At 68.1% G+C, this 17,454-nt stretch carries 15 protein-coding genes; 7 read left to right on the top strand and 8 right to left on the bottom strand.

The window, feature by feature from the left end; all coding sequences use genetic code 11:
- Window positions 1-39: 39 nt before the first annotated feature.
- Window positions 40-2,337 carry a DUF6049 family protein gene (locus G3I41_RS06190; protein ID WP_343242066.1) on the bottom strand — a complete coding sequence of 766 codons (2,298 nt, stop codon included), beginning with the start codon at window positions 2,335-2,337 and terminating at the stop codon, window positions 40-42.
- A 181-nt stretch (window positions 2,338-2,518) separates the two neighbouring features.
- Here G3I41_RS06190 and G3I41_RS06195 point away from each other — a divergent pair, with 181 nt between their 5' ends.
- Window positions 2,519-3,961 (top strand): CCA tRNA nucleotidyltransferase, encoded by a 1,443-nt coding sequence (locus G3I41_RS06195; RefSeq protein WP_164399283.1) that lies wholly within the window; start codon window positions 2,519-2,521, stop codon window positions 3,959-3,961.
- A gap of 129 nt (window positions 3,962-4,090) precedes the next feature.
- On the opposite strand, the gene G3I41_RS06200 is transcribed toward G3I41_RS06195, so the two are convergent.
- From G3I41_RS06200 to G3I41_RS06215, 4 genes are all read right to left on the bottom strand, one after another.
- Complete coding sequence (locus tag G3I41_RS06200) at window positions 4,091-4,654, bottom strand: hypothetical protein (RefSeq protein ID WP_164399284.1); 564 nt, start codon at window positions 4,652-4,654, stop codon at window positions 4,091-4,093.
- 44 nt (window positions 4,655-4,698) lie between these two features.
- Window positions 4,699-5,964, bottom strand: coding sequence for an MFS transporter (locus tag G3I41_RS06205; protein ID WP_164399285.1), 1,266 nt, complete (start codon window positions 5,962-5,964; stop codon window positions 4,699-4,701).
- Between the two features lie 114 nt (window positions 5,965-6,078).
- Window positions 6,079-7,161 carry an inositol-3-phosphate synthase gene (locus G3I41_RS06210; protein ID WP_164399286.1) on the bottom strand — a complete coding sequence of 361 codons (1,083 nt, stop codon included), beginning with the start codon at window positions 7,159-7,161 and terminating at the stop codon, window positions 6,079-6,081.
- Between the two features lie 62 nt (window positions 7,162-7,223).
- Window positions 7,224-7,928, bottom strand: coding sequence for a PadR family transcriptional regulator (locus tag G3I41_RS06215; protein ID WP_164399287.1), 705 nt, complete (start codon window positions 7,926-7,928; stop codon window positions 7,224-7,226).
- Between the two features lie 387 nt (window positions 7,929-8,315).
- On the opposite strand from G3I41_RS06215, the gene G3I41_RS06220 reads away from it, so the two are divergent.
- Window positions 8,316-11,072 carry a transglycosylase domain-containing protein gene (locus G3I41_RS06220; protein ID WP_239081501.1) on the top strand — a complete coding sequence of 919 codons (2,757 nt, stop codon included), beginning with the start codon at window positions 8,316-8,318 and terminating at the stop codon, window positions 11,070-11,072.
- Window positions 11,073-11,206: 134 nt separating this feature from the next.
- Window positions 11,207-12,709, top strand: coding sequence for a glycosyltransferase 87 family protein (locus G3I41_RS06225; RefSeq protein ID WP_164399288.1), 1,503 nt, complete (start codon window positions 11,207-11,209; stop codon window positions 12,707-12,709).
- A 21-nt stretch (window positions 12,710-12,730) separates the two neighbouring features.
- On the opposite strand, the gene G3I41_RS06230 is transcribed toward G3I41_RS06225, so the two are convergent.
- The 3 genes from G3I41_RS06230 to G3I41_RS06240 form a co-directional block, all read right to left on the bottom strand.
- Window positions 12,731-13,762, bottom strand: a complete 1,032-nt coding sequence (locus G3I41_RS06230; RefSeq protein WP_018101875.1) for an alanine racemase — start codon at window positions 13,760-13,762, stop codon at window positions 12,731-12,733.
- 106 nt (window positions 13,763-13,868) lie between these two features.
- Entirely contained in the window at window positions 13,869-14,987 is a 1,119-nt protein-coding gene (locus G3I41_RS06235; RefSeq protein WP_164399289.1) for a peptidoglycan bridge formation glycyltransferase FemA/FemB family protein, read from the bottom strand.
- Window positions 14,988-15,149: 162 nt separating this feature from the next.
- Entirely contained in the window at window positions 15,150-15,464 is a 315-nt protein-coding gene (locus G3I41_RS06240; RefSeq protein ID WP_164399290.1) for a hypothetical protein, read from the bottom strand.
- Window positions 15,465-15,741: 277 nt separating this feature from the next.
- On the opposite strand from G3I41_RS06240, the gene rpsF reads away from it, so the two are divergent.
- The 4 genes from rpsF (at window position 15,742) to rplI (ending at window position 17,443) form a co-directional block, all read left to right on the top strand.
- Window positions 15,742-16,032, top strand: coding sequence for a 30S ribosomal protein S6 (gene rpsF / locus G3I41_RS06245; RefSeq protein ID WP_018101872.1), 291 nt, complete (start codon window positions 15,742-15,744; stop codon window positions 16,030-16,032).
- A gap of 72 nt (window positions 16,033-16,104) precedes the next feature.
- Complete coding sequence (locus G3I41_RS06250; protein ID WP_143617562.1) at window positions 16,105-16,698, top strand: single-stranded DNA-binding protein; 594 nt, start codon at window positions 16,105-16,107, stop codon at window positions 16,696-16,698.
- 43 nt (window positions 16,699-16,741) lie between these two features.
- Window positions 16,742-16,978: a 30S ribosomal protein S18 gene (gene rpsR, locus G3I41_RS06255; protein WP_003967857.1), complete on the top strand. Its 237-nt coding sequence runs from the start codon at window positions 16,742-16,744 to the stop codon at window positions 16,976-16,978.
- A gap of 18 nt (window positions 16,979-16,996) precedes the next feature.
- Complete coding sequence (gene rplI, locus G3I41_RS06260) at window positions 16,997-17,443, top strand: 50S ribosomal protein L9 (protein ID WP_018101870.1); 447 nt, start codon at window positions 16,997-16,999, stop codon at window positions 17,441-17,443.
- The last annotated feature ends 11 nt before the right edge of the window (window positions 17,444-17,454 follow it).

Here is a 17,454-nt window from a genome sequence, read left to right on the forward strand (position 1 = left end):
CCTCATCGTCCCCGGCCGACCGGCCACGACAGACATCGCTCAACGGTCCACTTTCTCACCCGTGCCCGATGGCTCCGCGCTTTCGGGACCGGTGTCCGGCGTCGGGTCACTCGGCTGCTCGGGTTCACTGCCGTCGTCGCCCGCCGCGCCGCCCGCGTTGGCGCGCTTGCGATGTGCATACATCCTGATGCCCGCCAGCACCAGCAGCAGGAGCCCGCCGGCGATGACCAGAAGCACCGTCGGGGTGATCTCGGAGACCTTGACGGTGAAGGCCATCTCCTCACCGTACGGAGTCCCGTCCTCCGTGTAGAGCTGCGCGGTCATCTGGACCTGGCCGTTGATGTTGGCCGCCGCGTCGAACTTCACGGACTGGCTGTGCCCGGCGCCGATCTGGATGGGCTGCTCCGCGATGCTGCCGCCGTCGTTCAGCTTGAGCCTGGTCGCGTTGTCGGACTTCAGCCGCAGCACCAGGTGATCGACGTCCTGCAGCAGCCTGTTCTGCACGGTCACGGGGATCGTGGCGCTCCGGCCCGAGAGGGTGACGTCCGATTTCGGGACGAGCTGGACCTCGCCCACGAGCCCCTGAAGATAGGTACGGACCGAGTCACGGTACTGCTGGGCCTCCAGTGGCCTACCCCGCCACGACGTGGACATGGAGCGGTTGACGGCGTTCCCGAAGGGGGTCACCACACGCTCGGGGTGGGTGAGGATGACCTGGAAGTTGTCGAGCGAGGACTGGATGGACTTGATGTCCTGGAACGCCTGCGTGGGCAGCTCCTGGCGGCGCAGCTTCTTCGGGTACCGGGATGCCGGAGGCACGTCGGTGGTGGCCTTGGAGTCCGGTTTGGTCGCCGCCGCCTGAGCCAGTCCTTCGGACTTCGTCCAGCGGTCGTCGTCCAGTGCGTCGATGGCGCGTGCCATCGACTGTGCCTGGGCGACCGTCGGTGTGCGCTGGGGGGCCACGACGACGGACCGGTCCTTGTCCGTGTCCTGCTCGGCCAGGGCGAGGGTGAGGGCGAGGAACTTCTGCACGGCGAGCGTGGAGCTCCCGGCGTTGCCCATGTCGCCCTGGAAGGCTGTGGAGAGCCTCGCGTCGGCGACGACCGCGGTGGTGCCGCCGCCGATCGGGCGGGCGGCGGTAGGCGTGTAGACGAGGTTTCCGCTCTCGTCGAGGCTGTCGCTGCGGGCGATCACGTGGTGGGCACCGGCCGAGGTGGCGACGTCCACGATCGAGGGGTCCACCGCACCGTCGACCGGCCACGCGAAGTCGGTGGACGGCTTCAGGTGGAGGATCGTCTCCACCGTCATCCCGGCGACCTCACTGGCGGTCTGCAAGTGGCTGAGGGTGCCGGAGACGTTCTTGCCGCGGTGGGCGATCGACGCCAGGTCCGGGTCACCGAAAGGCAGGGCCACGACCTTGCCGTCGGACACGGCCGCTTCCAGCGAGGTCAGCCACTTCCTTGCCACGTCCTGGTTCGTCCCGGCCACCGTGGTGTCACCGGATTTGACCCGGTAGGGCTTGGTCATCGCGTCGACGCTGGCCAACAGGTCCGGATCGATGACCCAGGTCACGGGCAGCCGACTGCCCAGGGAGACCATCTGTTCGAGGCGGCCGCCCGGTGCGATCTCCGCGGCGAGGTCGTCATCGGCGAACACCGGGGTCTGCTGCTCGTCCGAGCCGGTCTCCGCCGTGAGGTGCGCGGACGCGATCAGCGGCCAGAGGTAGCTGATACCGATCTTGGAGTCGCGGTCGCCGTCCTGCCAGGGCAGGAAGGTCCGCTTGATGCCGAGCACCTGGTCGTACAGGGTGTGCGAGGTGCGCCCGGACAGCGAGATGCCGAGCTGATAGACCCCGTCGTCCCCGAGGCCGAGCTTGCTGACGGGAACGGACAGGGTGAAGTCCTGGCTGATTCCTGAGCGCAGCTTGTCGATCTCGACCGTGTACTTGCCCCCGATCGGATACGGATCGGTACCGGGCAGGTAGCCCGTGCGACGAGCAGCCGTGTCGATCGCGGTCCGGCTGAAGAGGCGGGGGCCGACCCGCAGGTCCACCTGGGCGTCGGTGACCGTCTCCTTGCCCCTATTGGTCAGGGTTCCGGAGATCCGCAGCGTGTCCCCCTTCTCCGGGGCGCTGGGGGTGATCTCGTCCAGGGACACCGACACCGTGCTGGAACCCGTCGGAGCCTTGGCCGGAGTGTCGGCCCGGGCCTGCGGGGCGGATGCTCCGGCCAGCAGGGCGGCGACGAGTGGAGCCCCGGCGAGCACGGCGGCTGTGCGCCGCAGCCACCGGCGGGCAGGAGAGGGATGCATCCCCTGGATGTCTGCCGCCTCGGCCACGCGTATCCGTCCCTCGTCATCGTCAACTGCTGTTGATCGTCGTCCGTTGCTGCGTCCCCGCATGGTAACGAGGTGCGTCGGGGCCAAGTGCCGGGGAGTGTGCTGCATGATCGGGAGAGTCTCGCAGGGCCGAGGAAATGGGTGACGCCCGGACCGGCCCGTGCACGTACCCTTTTCTGTTGTGCCGAATGCCAACGAAGACAACCCCAGCGCCCTGACCCAGGTGCAGCACCGTGCAGTCAGCGAACTGCTGCGGGTCGCCCCGGTCGCCGACGATCTCGCCCGCCGATTCCAGGATGCCGGATTCAGTCTCGCACTGGTCGGCGGCTCGGTCCGTGACGCACTTCTCGGCAGGCTCGGGAACGACCTGGACTTCACCACCGATGCGCGCCCCGAGGACGTGCTGAAGATCGTCAGGCCGTGGGCCGATTCCGTATGGGAGGTCGGGATCGCCTTCGGCACGGTGGGAGCGCAGAAGCACGGCTACCAGATCGAGGTCACGACCTACCGTTCCGAGGCGTACGACAGGACCTCGCGCAAGCCGGAGGTGTCCTACGGGGACTCCATCGAGGAGGATCTCGTGCGGCGGGATTTCACGGTCAACGCCATGGCCGTCGCTCTGCCCGAGAAGGACTTCATCGATCCCCACGACGGCCGGAAGGACCTGGCCGAGCGGGTCCTCCGTACGCCCGGAACGCCTGAGGCGTCGTTCTCCGATGATCCGCTGCGCATGTTGCGGGCGGCACGGTTCGCCGCACAGCTCGACTTCGACGTCGCCCCCGAGGTCGTCGCCGCCATGACGGAGATGGCCGAACGGATCGAGATCGTCTCCGCCGAGCGGGTGCGGGAGGAATTGAACAAGCTTCTCCTCTCCGCGCATCCCCGGAAGGGACTGTCCCTCCTGGTGGAAACGGGGCTGGCCCAGCAAGTCCTGCCCGAGCTGCCGGCACTCCGGCTCGAGAGCGACGAGCACCATCGGCACAAGGACGTCTACGAGCACTCCCTGACCGTCCTGGAGCAGGCGATTGGTCTGGAGAAGGACGGGCCGGACCTCGTTCTGCGTCTCGCCGCTCTCTTCCATGACATCGGCAAGCCGAGGACACGGCGCTTCGAGAAGGATGGGCGGGTCTCCTTCCACCACCACGAGGTGGTGGGCGCCAAGATGACCAAGAAGCGCATGACGGCGCTCAAGTACTCCAACGAGATGGTCAAGGACGTCTCGAAGCTGGTGGAGCTGCATCTGCGCTTCCACGGCTACGGTGACGGCGAGTGGACCGATTCAGCGGTGCGCCGCTATGTACGGGACGCCGGCCCGCTGCTGGAACGGCTGCACAAGCTGACCCGGTCGGACTGCACCACGCGGAACAAGCGCAAGGCTGCCGCTCTCTCGCGCACCTACGACGGCCTTGAGGAGCGCATCGCCCAGCTGAAGAGCCAGGAGGAGCTGGACGCGATCCGGCCGGATCTGGACGGGAACGAGATCATGCAGATCCTGGGCGTGGGGCCGGGCCCGGTCATCGGTAAGGCGTACGCCTTCCTGCTGGAACTGCGCCTGGAGAATGGCCCGCTGGAGCGCGATGTGGCAGTCGCGGAACTGAAGGAGTGGTGGGAAGCGCAGGGCTGACGCTCTCGCTCTCGTTCCATGCGTCGGCGCTCATGTTTCACGTGAAACATGAGCGCCGACGCATTCGCCGAGTGCGTTGTTTCACGTGAAACAACGCCCTCGGTCGGTGTACTGGGGTGCTGCGAAGGTTCAGTCGGCCGTCTTGAGTGGCGTCAGGCAGAGCACCACACCACTCCGGCTCTTACGGCGACCCGAGCTCTCGGTGTAGGCGGAGTACTTCTCCACGTCGCAGAGATCCGTGTCGGTCGTGTTGTCGTGGACTTCGGCGACCTTGTACTCGGCGGCGGACGAGCCGCAGTCGACGGACTGCATGTCCGGGTTGGAGTTGGTGCCCTTGTTCTCCAGACAGTCCCCGACCGAGGCGGCCTTGGCGTCGGACTCGAACATGTCACCCAGGCCGAACTTCAGTGCGCCGAGCACGACAAGGCCCACGACGATGATGATGATGTTGCGCGTCGCGAGGAGCTTCTTCTTGCCGCCCGAGGGCTGCGTAGGACCCTGAGGAGGGGCACCCCAACCCTGCGGCTGCTGCGGCTGCTGGGGGGCTCCCCAGCCCTGCTGGGGCTGCTGAGGGCCGCCCCACCCCTGCTGGGGCTGTTGCGGCGGGTAGCCGTATCCGGCCTGTTGAGGCGGGTAGGGCTGGGCCGGCGGCTGGCCGTAGGGGCCGCTGCCCTGCTGTGGCGGGTAAGTCATCTGTCTGCCCCCGTGATTCGTGTGTCTGGTTTGACGCGGGCACGCTATAGGACATCACCGTCCCGACTCCAATGCGCGAGGCCCAGGGCAGAACCTGCGTAGAGCACCGCCACGCCGATCACCAGCACCACCGACCGCCCGTCGGGCGGGAGCATCAGTGCGGAGACCGCCGCCGCGGCGACAAAAGCTACGTTGAACAGCACGTCGTAGAACGAGAAGGCTCTGCCTCGGTAGGCGTCGTCGACGGCGGTCTGCACCACGGTGTCCGTGGCGATCTTCGCCCCCTGGGTGACGAGTCCGAGGACGAACGCGGCGACGAGCATCGGCGCCGGAGCGAACCACAGCCCCAGCGCCGGTTCGAGGACCGCGGCGGTGCCCGCGCACACCACCATCCAACGGAACCGCCCGAGCCGCCCCGCGGCCCAGGGGGTCAGTACGGCCGCCGCGAAGAACCCGGCGCCGGAGACGACCACCGCCAGGCCGAGGAGGGCGAGACCGTCGTCCTCGCTGTCCGTCCAGGCGTACCGGCAGAGCATCAGGACCATGACGGTCAGCGCTCCGTAACAGAACCGGATCACCGTCATCGCAGCCAGCGCCCGGGATGCCGTCCGGTGCTCCAATACGTGCCGCAGTCCGTCGAGCAGTCCGCCGGCCGCCGCGGCCAGCGCCGCCCGCAGTGACATGCGTCCGGTGTCGAGGTCCGGCCCGAGGAGCCCCGCCGCCAGTCTCAGCGCCGCCAGCGCCGAGGCGAGGTAGAGCGCCGCACCGAACAGCACCACGACGGAGTCCGAAGCCGCCAGCAGACGCACCACGAAGGCGAGTCCGCCGCCTGCCGTGGCAGCGAGCGTGCCCGCGGTCGGTGACAGCGAGTTGGCGAGCACCAGACGCTTCCGCTCGACCACGCGCGGCAGGACGGCGGAGAGACCGGCGAGGACGAAGCGGTTGACCGCGGTGACGCACAGCGCGGAGGCGTAGAAGAGCCATGCGGGAGCCGCGCCGATGATCAGGAGGGCGGTGCAGCAGGCGAGCCCGGAACGCAGCAGGTTGCCGTAGACGAAGACCTTGCGCCGCGGCCAACGGTCGAGCAGCACACCCGCGAAGGGCCCGACGAGCGAGTAGGGGAGCAGGAGCACGGCCATGGCGGAGGCGATCGCCCCGGCGGATGCCTGCTTCTCCGGCGCGAAGACCACATGCGTGGCCAGCGCCACCTGATAGACCCCGTCGGCCGATTGGGACAGGACCCGCACGGCCAGCAGGCGGCGGAAGTCCGGAAGACGGAGGAGTATGCGCAGGTCGCGCGCGACGGGCATGGGAGCAAGAGTCACACACCACGAGGGCCCCCGGGCGGATTGCCCGGAGGCCCTCATCAGCGTGGCAGGTGAGAAGCGTTGCCGCTCCTCACGTGCGCGGCTGACTCACGGGGGTCAGTTGGAGACCTCGCCGCGGATGAACTTCTCGACGTTCTCGCGGGCCTCGTCGTCGAAGTACTGGACCGGCGGGGACTTCATGAAGTACGAGGAAGCCGAGAGGATCGGGCCGCCGATGCCGCGGTCCTTGGCGATCTTCGCGGCACGGACGGCGTCGATGATGACACCGGCCGAGTTCGGGGAGTCCCAGACCTCGAGCTTGTACTCCAGGTTCAGCGGGACGTCGCCGAAGGCGCGGCCCTCGAGGCGCACGTACGCCCACTTGCGGTCGTCCAGCCAGGCCACGTAGTCCGACGGGCCGATGTGGACGTTGTCCGCGCCGAGCTCGCGGTCACGGATCTGCGAGGTGACGGCCTGGGTCTTGGAGATCTTCTTGGACTCCAGGCGCTCACGCTCGAGCATGTTCTTGAAGTCCATGTTGCCGCCGACGTTCAGCTGCATCGTGCGGTCCAGGATGACGCCCCGGTCCTCGAAGAGCTTCGCCATCACGCGGTGCGTGATGGTGGCGCCGACCTGCGACTTGATGTCGTCGCCGACGATCGGGACACCGGCCTCGGTGAACTTGTCCGCCCACTCCTTGGTGCCGGCGATGAAGACCGGAAGGGCGTTGACGAACGCGACCTTGGCGTCGATGGCGCACTGGGCGTAGAACTTCGCGGCCACCTCGGAACCCACGGGGAGGTAGCAGACCAGGACGTCGACCTTGCGGTCCTTGAGGATCTGGACGACGTCGACCGGGGCCTCGGCCGACTCCTCGATGGTCTGGCGGTAGTACTTGCCCAAGCCGTCGTGGGTGTGGCCGCGCTGGACGGTGACACCGGCGTGCGGCACGTCGCAGAGCTTGATGGTGTTGTTCTCGCTCGCGCCGATGGCGTCCGAGAGGTCCAGGCCGACCTTCTTCGCGTCGACGTCGAAGGCGGCGACGAACTCGACGTCCCGCACGTGGTAGTCGCCGAACTGGACGTGCATCAGGCCGGGCACCTTGCCGGCCGGATCGGCGTCCTTGTAGTACTCGACGCCCTGGACCAGCGAGGCGGCGCAGTTGCCCACGCCGACGATGGCTACGCGAACCGAACCCATTCCGGTTGCTCCCTGTGTGTAATGGATGTTTCTGATGAGCCCGCCGCGGATCTGCGGCGAACTCACTTGGCGGTGTCGCCGGACGGATCCGGCGGGTTGTCTCCCCGCCGGGGCAGGCCGTCAGGCTCTCCTGCGGTCTTCTGCTGAGCTGAGCCCTCGGGCGAGGATCGTCGCTGATCCCGTCCCGACCGCTCGCTCTCGATGAGCTCGTTCAGCCAGCGCACTTCGCGCTCCACGGACTCCATGCCGTGTCGCTGCAGCTCAAGTGTGTAGTCGTCGAGGCGCTCGCGGGTGCGGGCCAGAGAGGCGCTCATCTTCTCCAAGCGCTCTTCCAGCCGGCTGCGACGCCCTTCCAGCACCCGCATGCGCACGTCGTGCTCCGTCTGCCCGAAGAAGGCGAAGCGAGCCGCGAAGTGCTCGTCCTCCCAGGAGTCGGGCCCGGTGTGCGAGAGCAGCTCCTCGAAGTGCTCCTTACCTTCAGCCGTCAATCGGTAGACGATCTTGGCGCGGCGCCCCGCCAGGGACGAGGCGGGAGCGACGGGCCGGCCGGAGCCGGGTGTCGTCTCCGCCGGAGCGGTCCCCGGTTCCTCGATCAACCAGCCGTTGGCGACCAGCGTCTTGAGGCAGGGGTAGAGCGTCCCGTAGCTGAAGGCACGGAAGATGCCCAACGAAGTGTTGAGGCGTTTGCGCAGCTCATAGCCGTGCATCGGGGATTCGCGGAGCAGTCCGAGGACGGCGAACTCGAGGATGCCTGAACGTCTGCTCAACCTCGCCCCTCCTTCTCCGAGTGCTCCCGCGGTCCCTTGTACCGGGTCGATGTACCGAGCTGATGTATCGACTCGATACATCAGCACGATAGATCGGACCGGCGATGCCGACAAGGGCAGCCTCAGTGAGCGGCGTCACATCGACAATTCGTAGGAACCGACTTGCGTTATTTGAGGTGAAGTTCGGTCCCGGGGGGGTTTTGACCGTGCGTAGTCTGTGCGGCATGCAGACCACCGGGAACCGCGAGACGCGCGCGTGCGTCAGTGTTCGCGGGCCATCCGGATGCACTGCGGGCGAGCCTGTCGCCGGGCTGGCCCGTCATTCGGGGGACCGGATCTCACCTGCCGCTTCCAGGCGCTCTCGCCTGCCCGAGGAGTAGTCGTTCGATGAGCGAGCACCGTCGCAAAACGTCGCAACCGCAAGGTGGCGGACGTGCCGCGGCCCGACGAGCCGCCCAGCAGTCCTCAGGACGCCGCGCAGCTCCGTCACGCGGAGTAACTTCAGCCTCACCTTCCGACTCGCGCAGCGAGGAGGCCCCGTACGCAGGCCGAGCAGCCGCCAGACGGGCGGCCCAGCGCGGTGGCGGAGGCCGTGGAGGTTCCGACGGCGGTGGCGGACGGCGCCGCGGCGGCGGGGACGACGGGCACGAGGACCGTGGGCGAGGGGGCCGGCGCCCGGCCAAGAAGCGGTTCGTCGACTATCCGCGCGCCGGCCGTCAGGGCCTCCGACGCTGGATTCCGTCCTGGAAGCTGGTGTCCAGCCTGTGCATCGGCTTCCTCGGCCTGCTGATGGGGCTCGCCGGTCTCGCGTACGCGATGGTCGCGAAGCCGGACATCAAGGACGCCGCCAAGGCGGAGAACAACGTCTACTACTGGAGCGACGGCTCCCAGATGGTGGCCACCGGCGGTGAGGTCAACCGCCAGGTCATTGACTACGCGCAGATTCCGGAGGCGATGCGCAACGCCGTCATCTCCGCCGAGAACAAGTCCTTCGACAGCGACCACGGCATCGACCCCATGGGTATCGCCCGTGCCGTCTTCAACATGGCCAAGGGCGGCCAGGTCCAGGGCGGCTCGACGATCACCCAGCAGTACGTCAAGAACTCGCGGCTCTCTCAGAAGCAGACGCTCGGCCGCAAGTTCGAGGAGCTCTTCATCACGCTCAAGGTCGGCAGCGAGATGAAGAAGAAGGACGTCATGGCCGGGTACCTGAACGTCTCGTACTACGGGCGCGGCGCTTCCGGCCTCCAGGCCGCGGCCCGTACGTACTACGGCGAGGACGCCAAGAACCTGGACGCGAGCCAGTGCGCCTTCCTGGCCAGTCTCCTCAAGGGCGCCAGCTACTACGACCCGGCCGGCGCGCCGGAGGTCGACCCGGTGCAGGCGACCCCGGAGAAGAACCTCGCGCGGGCGACGAAGCGCTGGAAATGGATCCTGGACGAGGAGGTGAAGGACGGCCGGATGACGCAGAAGGAGCGGGACCGGTACACGGAGTTCCCGATGCCCGACAAGCCGAAGCGGAACGCCCAGCTGGGCGGCCAGATCGGCTACCTCGTCAACACCGCCAAGGCCGAGATCTTCGCCAAGACCGGCATCACCAAGGACATGCTCGACCAGGGCGGCTACGAGATTCACACGACCTTCGACAAGAAGAAGGTCAATCAGCTCAGCGAGGCCGTCAAGCGCGTCTACGACGAGAACATCGATCCCAAGAAGCGCCCGCTGTACGACACCCACGTGCAGTTCGGCGGCTCGTCGGTCGACCCCAAGACCGGTGCCATCCAGGCGATCTACGGCGGTGTGGACGCGACCAAGCACTTCCAGAGCAACGCCGATCCCACCGGCGCCGCGGTCGGTTCGACCTTCAAGCCCTTCGTGCTGGCAGCCGCCATGGAGTACGGCAAGCGGGACCCGTCCGGCGGCCCGGACCAGGACGATTCACAGCGTACGAAGGTCTCGCCGCTCAGCATCTACAACGGCGCCAACAAGCTGAAGATCAGGAAGTACAACGGCGACGTCTGGGTCGACAAGGAAGGGAAGGAGTGGCTGCAGACCAATGACGACCACGATTCGTACGGCAACATCACCCTGCGTGAGGCCATGCAGTGGTCCGCCAACTCCCCCTACGTGCAATTGGGCATGGACGTCGGCACGGACAAGGTGAAGAAGGCCGCCATCGCGGCAGGGCTGGAGGACAACCAGTACATGGCGGACTCCAGCGTGCCGTCGTTCTCGATCGGTACGTCCTCGCCGAGCGCGACGAGCATGGCCGGCGCCTACGCCACCTTCGCGGCCCGGGGGCAGCAGCGGGAGCCGTTCTCCGTCACCGAGGTGGAGAAGCGCGGCAAGCCGGAGTACCAGCACAAGATGGTCACCAAGAGCGCCTTCGACAGCGCCATCGCCGACAACGTCACGGACGTGCTCAAGAACGTCGTGGAGAAGGGGACCGGTACATCCGCCCAGCTCCCGGGCCGTGAGGTCGCGGGCAAGACGGGTACGACGGACGACAACCTGTCGGCGTGGTTCGTCGGCTACACCCCGCAGCTGTCGACGGCGATCAGCATGTACCGGCTGGACGACAACGAGAAGAACAAGGACCGCGGGTTCGAGAAGATGTACGGCACCGGCGGCAAGGACAAGATCCACGGTGCCTCCTTCCCCGCACAGGTCTGGCACGACTACATGGCCGAGGCCATGAAGGGCGTGAAGGCCCAGCCCTTCCCGAAGGCGGAGCCGATCGGGGACAAGGTCTACGGGGGCGGCGCGTCCAAGAAGCCCTCGCCGACGCCCACGCCCACGCCCACGCCGACCGAGACCGAGACGACGAAGCCGACCCCGACACCGACGCCGACGCCGACGCCGACCCCCGACCCGACCGACAGCTGCGGTACGTGGGGCTGGAACTGCCAGAACAACGGCGGCGCCAACGCGGGCACCGTTCAGGGCAACGACGGCGGCACGGACGCGGGCACGAGCCAGGGCAACGACGGCGGCGCGGACGCCGGCACGACCGGCGGCGACGACGGTACGGACGGGGGTACCACCAACGGCGGCAACGACAACGGTGCCAACGGCGGCAACTCCAACAGCACCGGCAACAACAGCACCGGGAACAACAACTGGTGGGGTGGCGCGACCGGGTAGAGCCCGGTACGCAGTACGCCTCGCGCCCGGTACACGGTCCGGCGCGAGGTGATCAGGACAGGAGGCGAGGGCCGCGGCACCTCGGTGCGGCGGCCCTCACCCGTTCCACAGCGCCGTACGGCAGGATGTGCGGCATGCCAAGCGCAGAGGACACGAGCGTGCACCAGGAACAGCCCCTCGTACGGCCCACGCACCGGGACGAGGTCGCGGCGGCCGGGAGCGAGCTGATCGGTGGGAGGTCGGGTCGCTGGTCGCGGCTCGGCAGCGCCGCGCTCACCCCGGTGGGGGCGATCGCCCTGGTGGCCATCGGGATGTTCGCGCTCGGCATGGTGCAGAAGCTGCCCTGTTACAACTGGGCGTGGTTCAGGGGGGCCGGCTCCCAGTACACGCACGCGTGCTACTCGGACATCCCGCACCTCTACTCGGGGCGCGGCTTCGCCGACGGACTCGTGCCGTACTTCGACCGGCTGCCCGGGGACATGCAGTTCCTGGAGTACCCCGTGCTCACCGGGGTGTTCATGCAGGTCGCGGCGTGGCTGACCCCGGGCGGCTCCATCCAGGAGCAGGAGCAGGCGTACTGGCTGGTCAACGCCGGGATGCTGATGATCTGCACCGCCGTGATCGCCGTATGCGTCGCCCGTACGCACCGGCGGCGCCCCTGGGACGGCCTGCTGATGGCGCTCGCGCCGGCCTTCGCCCTCACCGCCACGATCAACTGGGACCTGCTGGCCGTGGCTCTCACCGCCGGGGCGATGCTGATGTGGTCGCGGAGCCGTCCGCTGGCGTTCGGCATCCTCATCGGCCTTGCGACGGCGGCGAAGCTCTACCCCGTCCTGCTGCTGGGGCCCGCGTTCGTCCTCTGCTGGCGGGCGGGCAAGTGGCGGGAGTTCGGGGCGGCGGCGCTGGGCACGGCCGGCTCCTGGCTGGTGGTCAATCTGCCGGTCATGGCCTTCGCGCCCGAGGGGTGGAAGAAGTTCTACACCTTCAGCGAGGAACGCGGCATCGACTTCGGGTCGTTCTGGCTGGTCATCACGCAGCGCACCGGTGAGTCCATCGACGTCGGCACGGTCAACACCGTCTCGACGGTGACCACCATCGCGCTGTGCGCCGCGATCGGCGTCCTGACCCTGACGGCCCCGCGCAGGCCGCGCTTCGCGCAGCTCGCGTTCCTCGTCGTCGCGGTGTTCATCCTCGTCAACAAGGTCTACTCACCGCAGTACGTCCTGTGGTTGATCCCGCTTGCCGCGCTGGCCAGGCCCCGGTGGCGGGACTTCCTGATCTGGCAGACGTGCGAGGTCCTGTACTTCCTCGGGATCTGGCTGTACCTCGCGTACACGACGAGCGGCGACAAGCACCAGGGGCTGCCGACGGAGGGCTATCAGCTGGCGATCGTGCTGCATCTGCTGGGCACGCTCTACCTGTGCGCCGTCGTCGTGCGGGACATCCTGATGCCGGATCGCGACGGGGTGCGGCGGGACGGCTCGGACGATCCCTCGGGCGGGGTGCTCGACGGGGCCGAGGACGTGTTCGTACTGTCCGACCTGGTCGAGAGGGGGGCCGCCCGCCGGGAAGCGCTGCCCGCGGCGTCCGGGCCGCGGGTGGAGTGGGGCACGGCCGGCACGCCCGCCGCCGACTGAGCGGGGCGGGCGCGCGCGGACTCAGCGCTCGACGATGCGGTCGTACTGCGTGGTCGTGTGGCGCAGGTGGGCCACCAGTTCGTCGCCCACCCGGGGCTCCTCGGCGTCCGAGGGCACGAAGAGGATCGACACCTGCATGTGCGGCGGTTCGGCGAACCAGCGCTGCTTGCCCGCCCAGACGAACGGGGACAGGTTGCGGTTCACGGTGGCCAGGCCGGCCCGGGCGACGCCCTTGGCTCGCGGCATCACGCCGTGCAGGGCCTTCGGGGCCTCCAGACCCACACCGTGCGAGGTGCCTCCGGCGACGACGACCAGCCAGCCGTCGGACGCGGCCTTCTGCTGCCGGTAGCCGAACCGGTCGCCCTTGACGACGCGGGTGACGTCGAGCACGGCGCCCCGGTACTCGGTCGCCTCGTGGTCCCCGAGCCAGAGCCTGGTGCCGATGCGGGCGCGGAACCGGGTCTGCGGGAACTGCTGCTGCAGCCGGGCGAGCTCGTCGGCGCGCAGGTGGCTGACGAACATCGTGTGCAGCGGCAGCCGGGCCGCCCGCAGGCGGTCCATCCACGCGATGACCTCTTCGACGGCGTCCGACCCGTCCGTACGGTCCAGCGGCAGGTGGAGGGCGAAGCCTTCGAGGCGCACGTCCTCGATGGCCGCGTGCAGCTGGCCGAGCTCTTCCTCCTTGACGCCGTGGCGCTTCATGGAGCTCATGCACTCGATGACGACCCGGGCGCCCACCAGGGCGTGCACCCCGTCGACGGAGGACACGGACCGTACGACGCGGTCGGGCAGCGGCACCGGTTCCTCACCGCGCCGGAACGGCGTGAGGACCAGCAGGTCTCCGCTGAACCAGTCCTTGATGCGGGCCGCCTCGTAGGTGGTGCCGACCGCGAGGATGTCTGACCCGAAGCGGATCGCCTCGTCGGCCAGCCGTTCGTGGCCGAAGCCGTACCCGTTGCCCTTGCAGACCGGCACGATGCCGGGGAACTGGTCGATAACGGATTTCTGGTGCGCCCGCCAGCGCGCGGTGTCGACGTACAGGGAGAGCGCCATGGCCGGTCCGGAACCCTTCTGGTGGCTGCGGTGGATCAGGGAGGAGAAGCGTGTTCAGGCCCCATTGAAACCAATGGAGCCGGTTTCGTCAGCTGTGGGGCTCGGATCAGCGGCGTGACATGTAGATGTCGAGCGCCTTGTGCAGCAGCTTGTTGAGCGGGAAGTCCCACTCGCCGAGGTACTCGGCCGCCTGGCCGCCGGTGCCGACCTTGAACTGGATCAGCCCGAAGAGGTGGTCGGTCTCGTCCAGCGAGTCGGAGATGCCGCGCAGGTCGTAGACCGTGGCGCCCATGGCGTACGCGTCGCGCAGCATCCGCCACTGCATCGCATTCGAGGGGCGGACCTCACGCTTGTGGTTGGCCGAGGCGCCGTACGAGTACCAGACGTGTCCGCCGACGATCAGCATGGTCGCCGCCGCGACGTTCTCGCCCTCGTGACGGGCGAAGTAGAGCCGCATCCGGTTGGGGTCCTCGCTGTTGAGGGCCGTCCACATGCGCTGGAAGTAGCCGAGCGGGCGCGGACGGAAGCGGTCGCGCTCCGCCGTGACCTCGTACAGCCGCTGCCACTCGGAGAGCTCCGCGTAGCTGCCCTGGACGACCTCGACACCGGCCTTCTCGGCCTTCTTGATGTTGCGCCGCCAGAGCTGGTTGAAGCCCTTGTGGACGTCCTCCAGCGAGCGGTTCGCCAGCGGGACCTGGAAGACGTAGCGGGGCTGTACGTCGCCGAAGCCGGCGCCGCCGTCCTCGCCCTGCTGCCAGCCCATCTTCCGGAGCCGGTCGGCGACCTCGAAGGCGCGCGGCTCGATGTGCGTGGCCTCGACGTCGCGCAGGCGCTTCACGTCCGGGTCCTGGATGCCGGACTTGATGGCCGCGGCGTCCCAGCGGCGGATGACCACCGGCGGGCCCATCTTCACCGAGAAGGCGCCCTGCTGCTTGAGATGGGCCAGCATCGGCTGCAGCCAGTCGCTCAGGTTCGGGGCGTACCAGTTGATGACCGGGCCTTCGGGCAGGTACGCCAGGTAGCGCTTGATCTTGGGGAGCTGCCGGTAGAGCACCAGACCGGCGCCGACGAGCTGACCGGTCTTGTCGAACCAGCCCAGGCTCTCGGAGCGCCATTCGGCCTTCACGTCCGCCCAGGCCGGGACCTGCATGTGGCTGGCCGCGGGCAGACTCTGGATGTAGGCCAGATGCTGCTCTCGGCTGATGGTCCTCAGGGTCAGGCTCATGCGGGGCGCTCCTCGGCAGGTGTGTCCCCATCGGTCAGGGGCTCCGGCTCTCGCGCCGAAGCCTACTGTGGCCGTGGAGCGAGCGGTCTGGCCCCGTGTGCCTGTACGCGTGCGGGGGCGGCCCCGTCCGGTGGCGGGGCCGCCCGGGCCGGACCCGAGAGGTCAGCCGATCACGCCGCCGAAGAGTCCGCCGTGGGCCATGCCGAGGAAGAACCCGAGGGCGGACGCGCCCATGCCGATGATCAGTGGGAACCTCTCGCGCGTGGTGACGGAGATGTACTGGCCGTACGCCCCCGTGAGGATCCCGATGAGGCCCGCCCATGAGCTGAGCAGGTGCAGGTGGTGGAACATCGCCGAGATGAAGGCGAGGGCGCCGAGGACGAGCGTGACCACCACGAGCGCGTCCTGCAGCGGATGGGGCCTGCCGTCCGTGGCGAAGAGGGAGACGGAGGGGCGGGTCCGCGTTACGTGTGCCATGGAGTACCTCCTGGCCGACATGCGGCGCGTCGTGGCGCCGCTCACACCCGATGTGTACAGATTGCGTCCCCTGACCACTGGATTTCAACCGGAAGGCGGTCTGCGGGTACTCTGGTCGGTCTGCACCGGTGTCTGCCCAGGCCAGCACGGACCGCACCTCTTCCCCGAGGGCGCTGTCAGTGGGAGCTGTTTTACTCGGGCACCGTTGCTCAACGCATCACGACCCTCCTGCCACGGAACGACCGTGGCCGCTGAGTCCAAAGGAGGTGGGTTCCACATGCGTCACTACGAGGTGATGGTCATCCTCGACCCCGATCTCGAGGAGCGAGCAGTCTCCCCGCTGATCGAGAACTTCCTCTCCGTCGTCCGTGAGGGCGAAGGAAAGGTTGAGAAGGTCGACACCTGGGGCCGTCGTCGTCTCGCTTACGAGATCAAGAAGAAGCCCGAGGGCATCTACTCGGTCATCGACCTGCAGGCCGAGCCTGCGGTCGTCAAGGAGCTCGACCGCCAGATGAACCTGAACGAGTCGGTCCTCCGGACCAAGGTCCTCCGTCCCGAGATCCACTGAGCTTCTAGCTCAGCGGTCATCGGGTCCGAGTAGCAGCAAGCAGCCAAGAAATCCCCGCCGAGAGGTTCACCCATGGCAGGCGAGACCGTCATCACGGTCGTCGGCAATCTCGTCGACGACCCCGAGCTGCGCTTCACCCCGTCCGGTGCGGCGGTCGCGAAGTTCCGTGTCGCGTCCACTCCCCGCATCTTCGACCGGCAGACCAATGAGTGGAAGGACGGCGAAGGCCTGTTCCTCACCTGCTCGGTCTGGCGGCAGGCGGCGGAGAACGTCGCCGAGTCGCTCACGCGAGGCATGCGCGTTGTCGTGCAGGGCCGGCTGAAGCAGCGGTCGTACGAAGACCGCGAGGGCGTCAAGCGCACGGTCTACGAGCTGGATGTCGAGGAAGTCGGCCCCAGCCTCAAGAACGCCACCGCCAAGGTCACCAAGACCACCGGTCGTGGTGGCCAGGGCGGCCAGGGTGGATACGGCGGCGGCCAGCAGGGCGGCGGCAACTGGGGCGGCGGTCCCGGTGGTGGTCAGCAGGGTGGCGGCGGTGCTCCCGCCGACGACCCGTGGGCCACCAGCGCTCCGGCCGGCGGCCAGGGCGGCCAGCAAGGCGGAGGCGGCTGGGGCGGAAGCTCCGGCGGTTCCGGCGGCGGCTACTCGGACGAGCCCCCCTTCTAGGGAAGCTCGTACCCCCACTTCTTGATCACACAGGAGAAACACCATGGCGAAGCCGCCTGTGCGCAAGCCTAAGAAGAAGGTCTGCGCGTTCTGCAAGGACAAGACCCAGTACGTGGACTACAAGGACACGAACATGCTGCGGAAGTTCATTTCCGACCGCGGCAAGATCCGTGCCCGCCGCGTCACCGGCAACTGCACGCAGCACCAGCGTGACGTCGCCACGGCAGTCAAGAACAGCCGTGAGATGGCGCTGCTGCCCTACACGTCCACCGCGCGATAAGGGAAGGGTGACCGAAACATGAAGATCATCCTCACCCAGGAAGTCACCGGCCTCGGTGCCGCTGGCGACGTCGTAGACGTCAAGGACGGGTACGCCCGTAACTACCTGGTTCCGCGTGGCTTCGCCATCCGCTGGACCAAGGGTGGCGAGAAGGACGTGGCGCAGATCCGCCGCGCCCGCAAGATCCACGAGATCGCCACGATCGAGCAGGCCAACGAGGTCAAGGCCAAGCTGGAGGCCGTGAAGGTCCGTCTGGCCGTTCGCTCCGGCGACGCCGGACGCCTCTTCGGCTCCGTCACCCCGGCCGACATCGCCTCGGCGATCAAGGCCGCCGGTGGCCCGGACGTCGACAAGCGTCGCGTCGAGCTGGGCTCGCCGATCAAGACGCTCGGCGGGCACCAGGTGTCCGTGCGTCTGCACCCCGAGGTCGCTGCGAAGCTCGGCGTCGAGGTCGTTGCTGCCTGATCGGGCCGCAC

Source organism: Streptomyces sp. SID9727 (assembly GCF_010550605.1).
Lineage (GTDB): Bacteria > Actinomycetota > Actinomycetes > Streptomycetales > Streptomycetaceae > Streptomyces.

What these genes read in the sequence shown, in the direction of transcription:
- G3I41_RS06230 (WP_018101875.1), bottom strand. Translation starts at nt 13,762, where the DNA reads ATGGCGCTCTCCCTGTACGTCGACACCGCGCGCTGGCGGGCGCACCAG.
- rpsR (WP_003967857.1), top strand. Translation starts at nt 16,742, where the DNA reads ATGGCGAAGCCGCCTGTGCGCAAGCCTAAGAAGAAGGTCTGCGCGTTC.
- G3I41_RS06205 (WP_164399285.1), bottom strand. Translation starts at nt 5,964, where the DNA reads ATGCCCGTCGCGCGCGACCTGCGCATACTCCTCCGTCTTCCGGACTTC.
- G3I41_RS06250 (WP_143617562.1), top strand. Translation starts at nt 16,105, where the DNA reads ATGGCAGGCGAGACCGTCATCACGGTCGTCGGCAATCTCGTCGACGAC.
- G3I41_RS06235 (WP_164399289.1), bottom strand. Translation starts at nt 14,987, where the DNA reads ATGAGCCTGACCCTGAGGACCATCAGCCGAGAGCAGCATCTGGCCTAC.
- G3I41_RS06210 (WP_164399286.1), bottom strand. Translation starts at nt 7,161, where the DNA reads ATGGGTTCGGTTCGCGTAGCCATCGTCGGCGTGGGCAACTGCGCCGCC.
- G3I41_RS06220 (WP_239081501.1), top strand. Translation starts at nt 8,316, where the DNA reads ATGAGCGAGCACCGTCGCAAAACGTCGCAACCGCAAGGTGGCGGACGT.
- rpsF (WP_018101872.1), top strand. Translation starts at nt 15,742, where the DNA reads ATGCGTCACTACGAGGTGATGGTCATCCTCGACCCCGATCTCGAGGAG.
- G3I41_RS06240 (WP_164399290.1), bottom strand. Translation starts at nt 15,464, where the DNA reads ATGGCACACGTAACGCGGACCCGCCCCTCCGTCTCCCTCTTCGCCACG.
- G3I41_RS06225 (WP_164399288.1), top strand. Translation starts at nt 11,207, where the DNA reads ATGCCAAGCGCAGAGGACACGAGCGTGCACCAGGAACAGCCCCTCGTA.
- G3I41_RS06200 (WP_164399284.1), bottom strand. Translation starts at nt 4,654, where the DNA reads ATGACTTACCCGCCACAGCAGGGCAGCGGCCCCTACGGCCAGCCGCCG.
- rplI (WP_018101870.1), top strand. Translation starts at nt 16,997, where the DNA reads ATGAAGATCATCCTCACCCAGGAAGTCACCGGCCTCGGTGCCGCTGGC.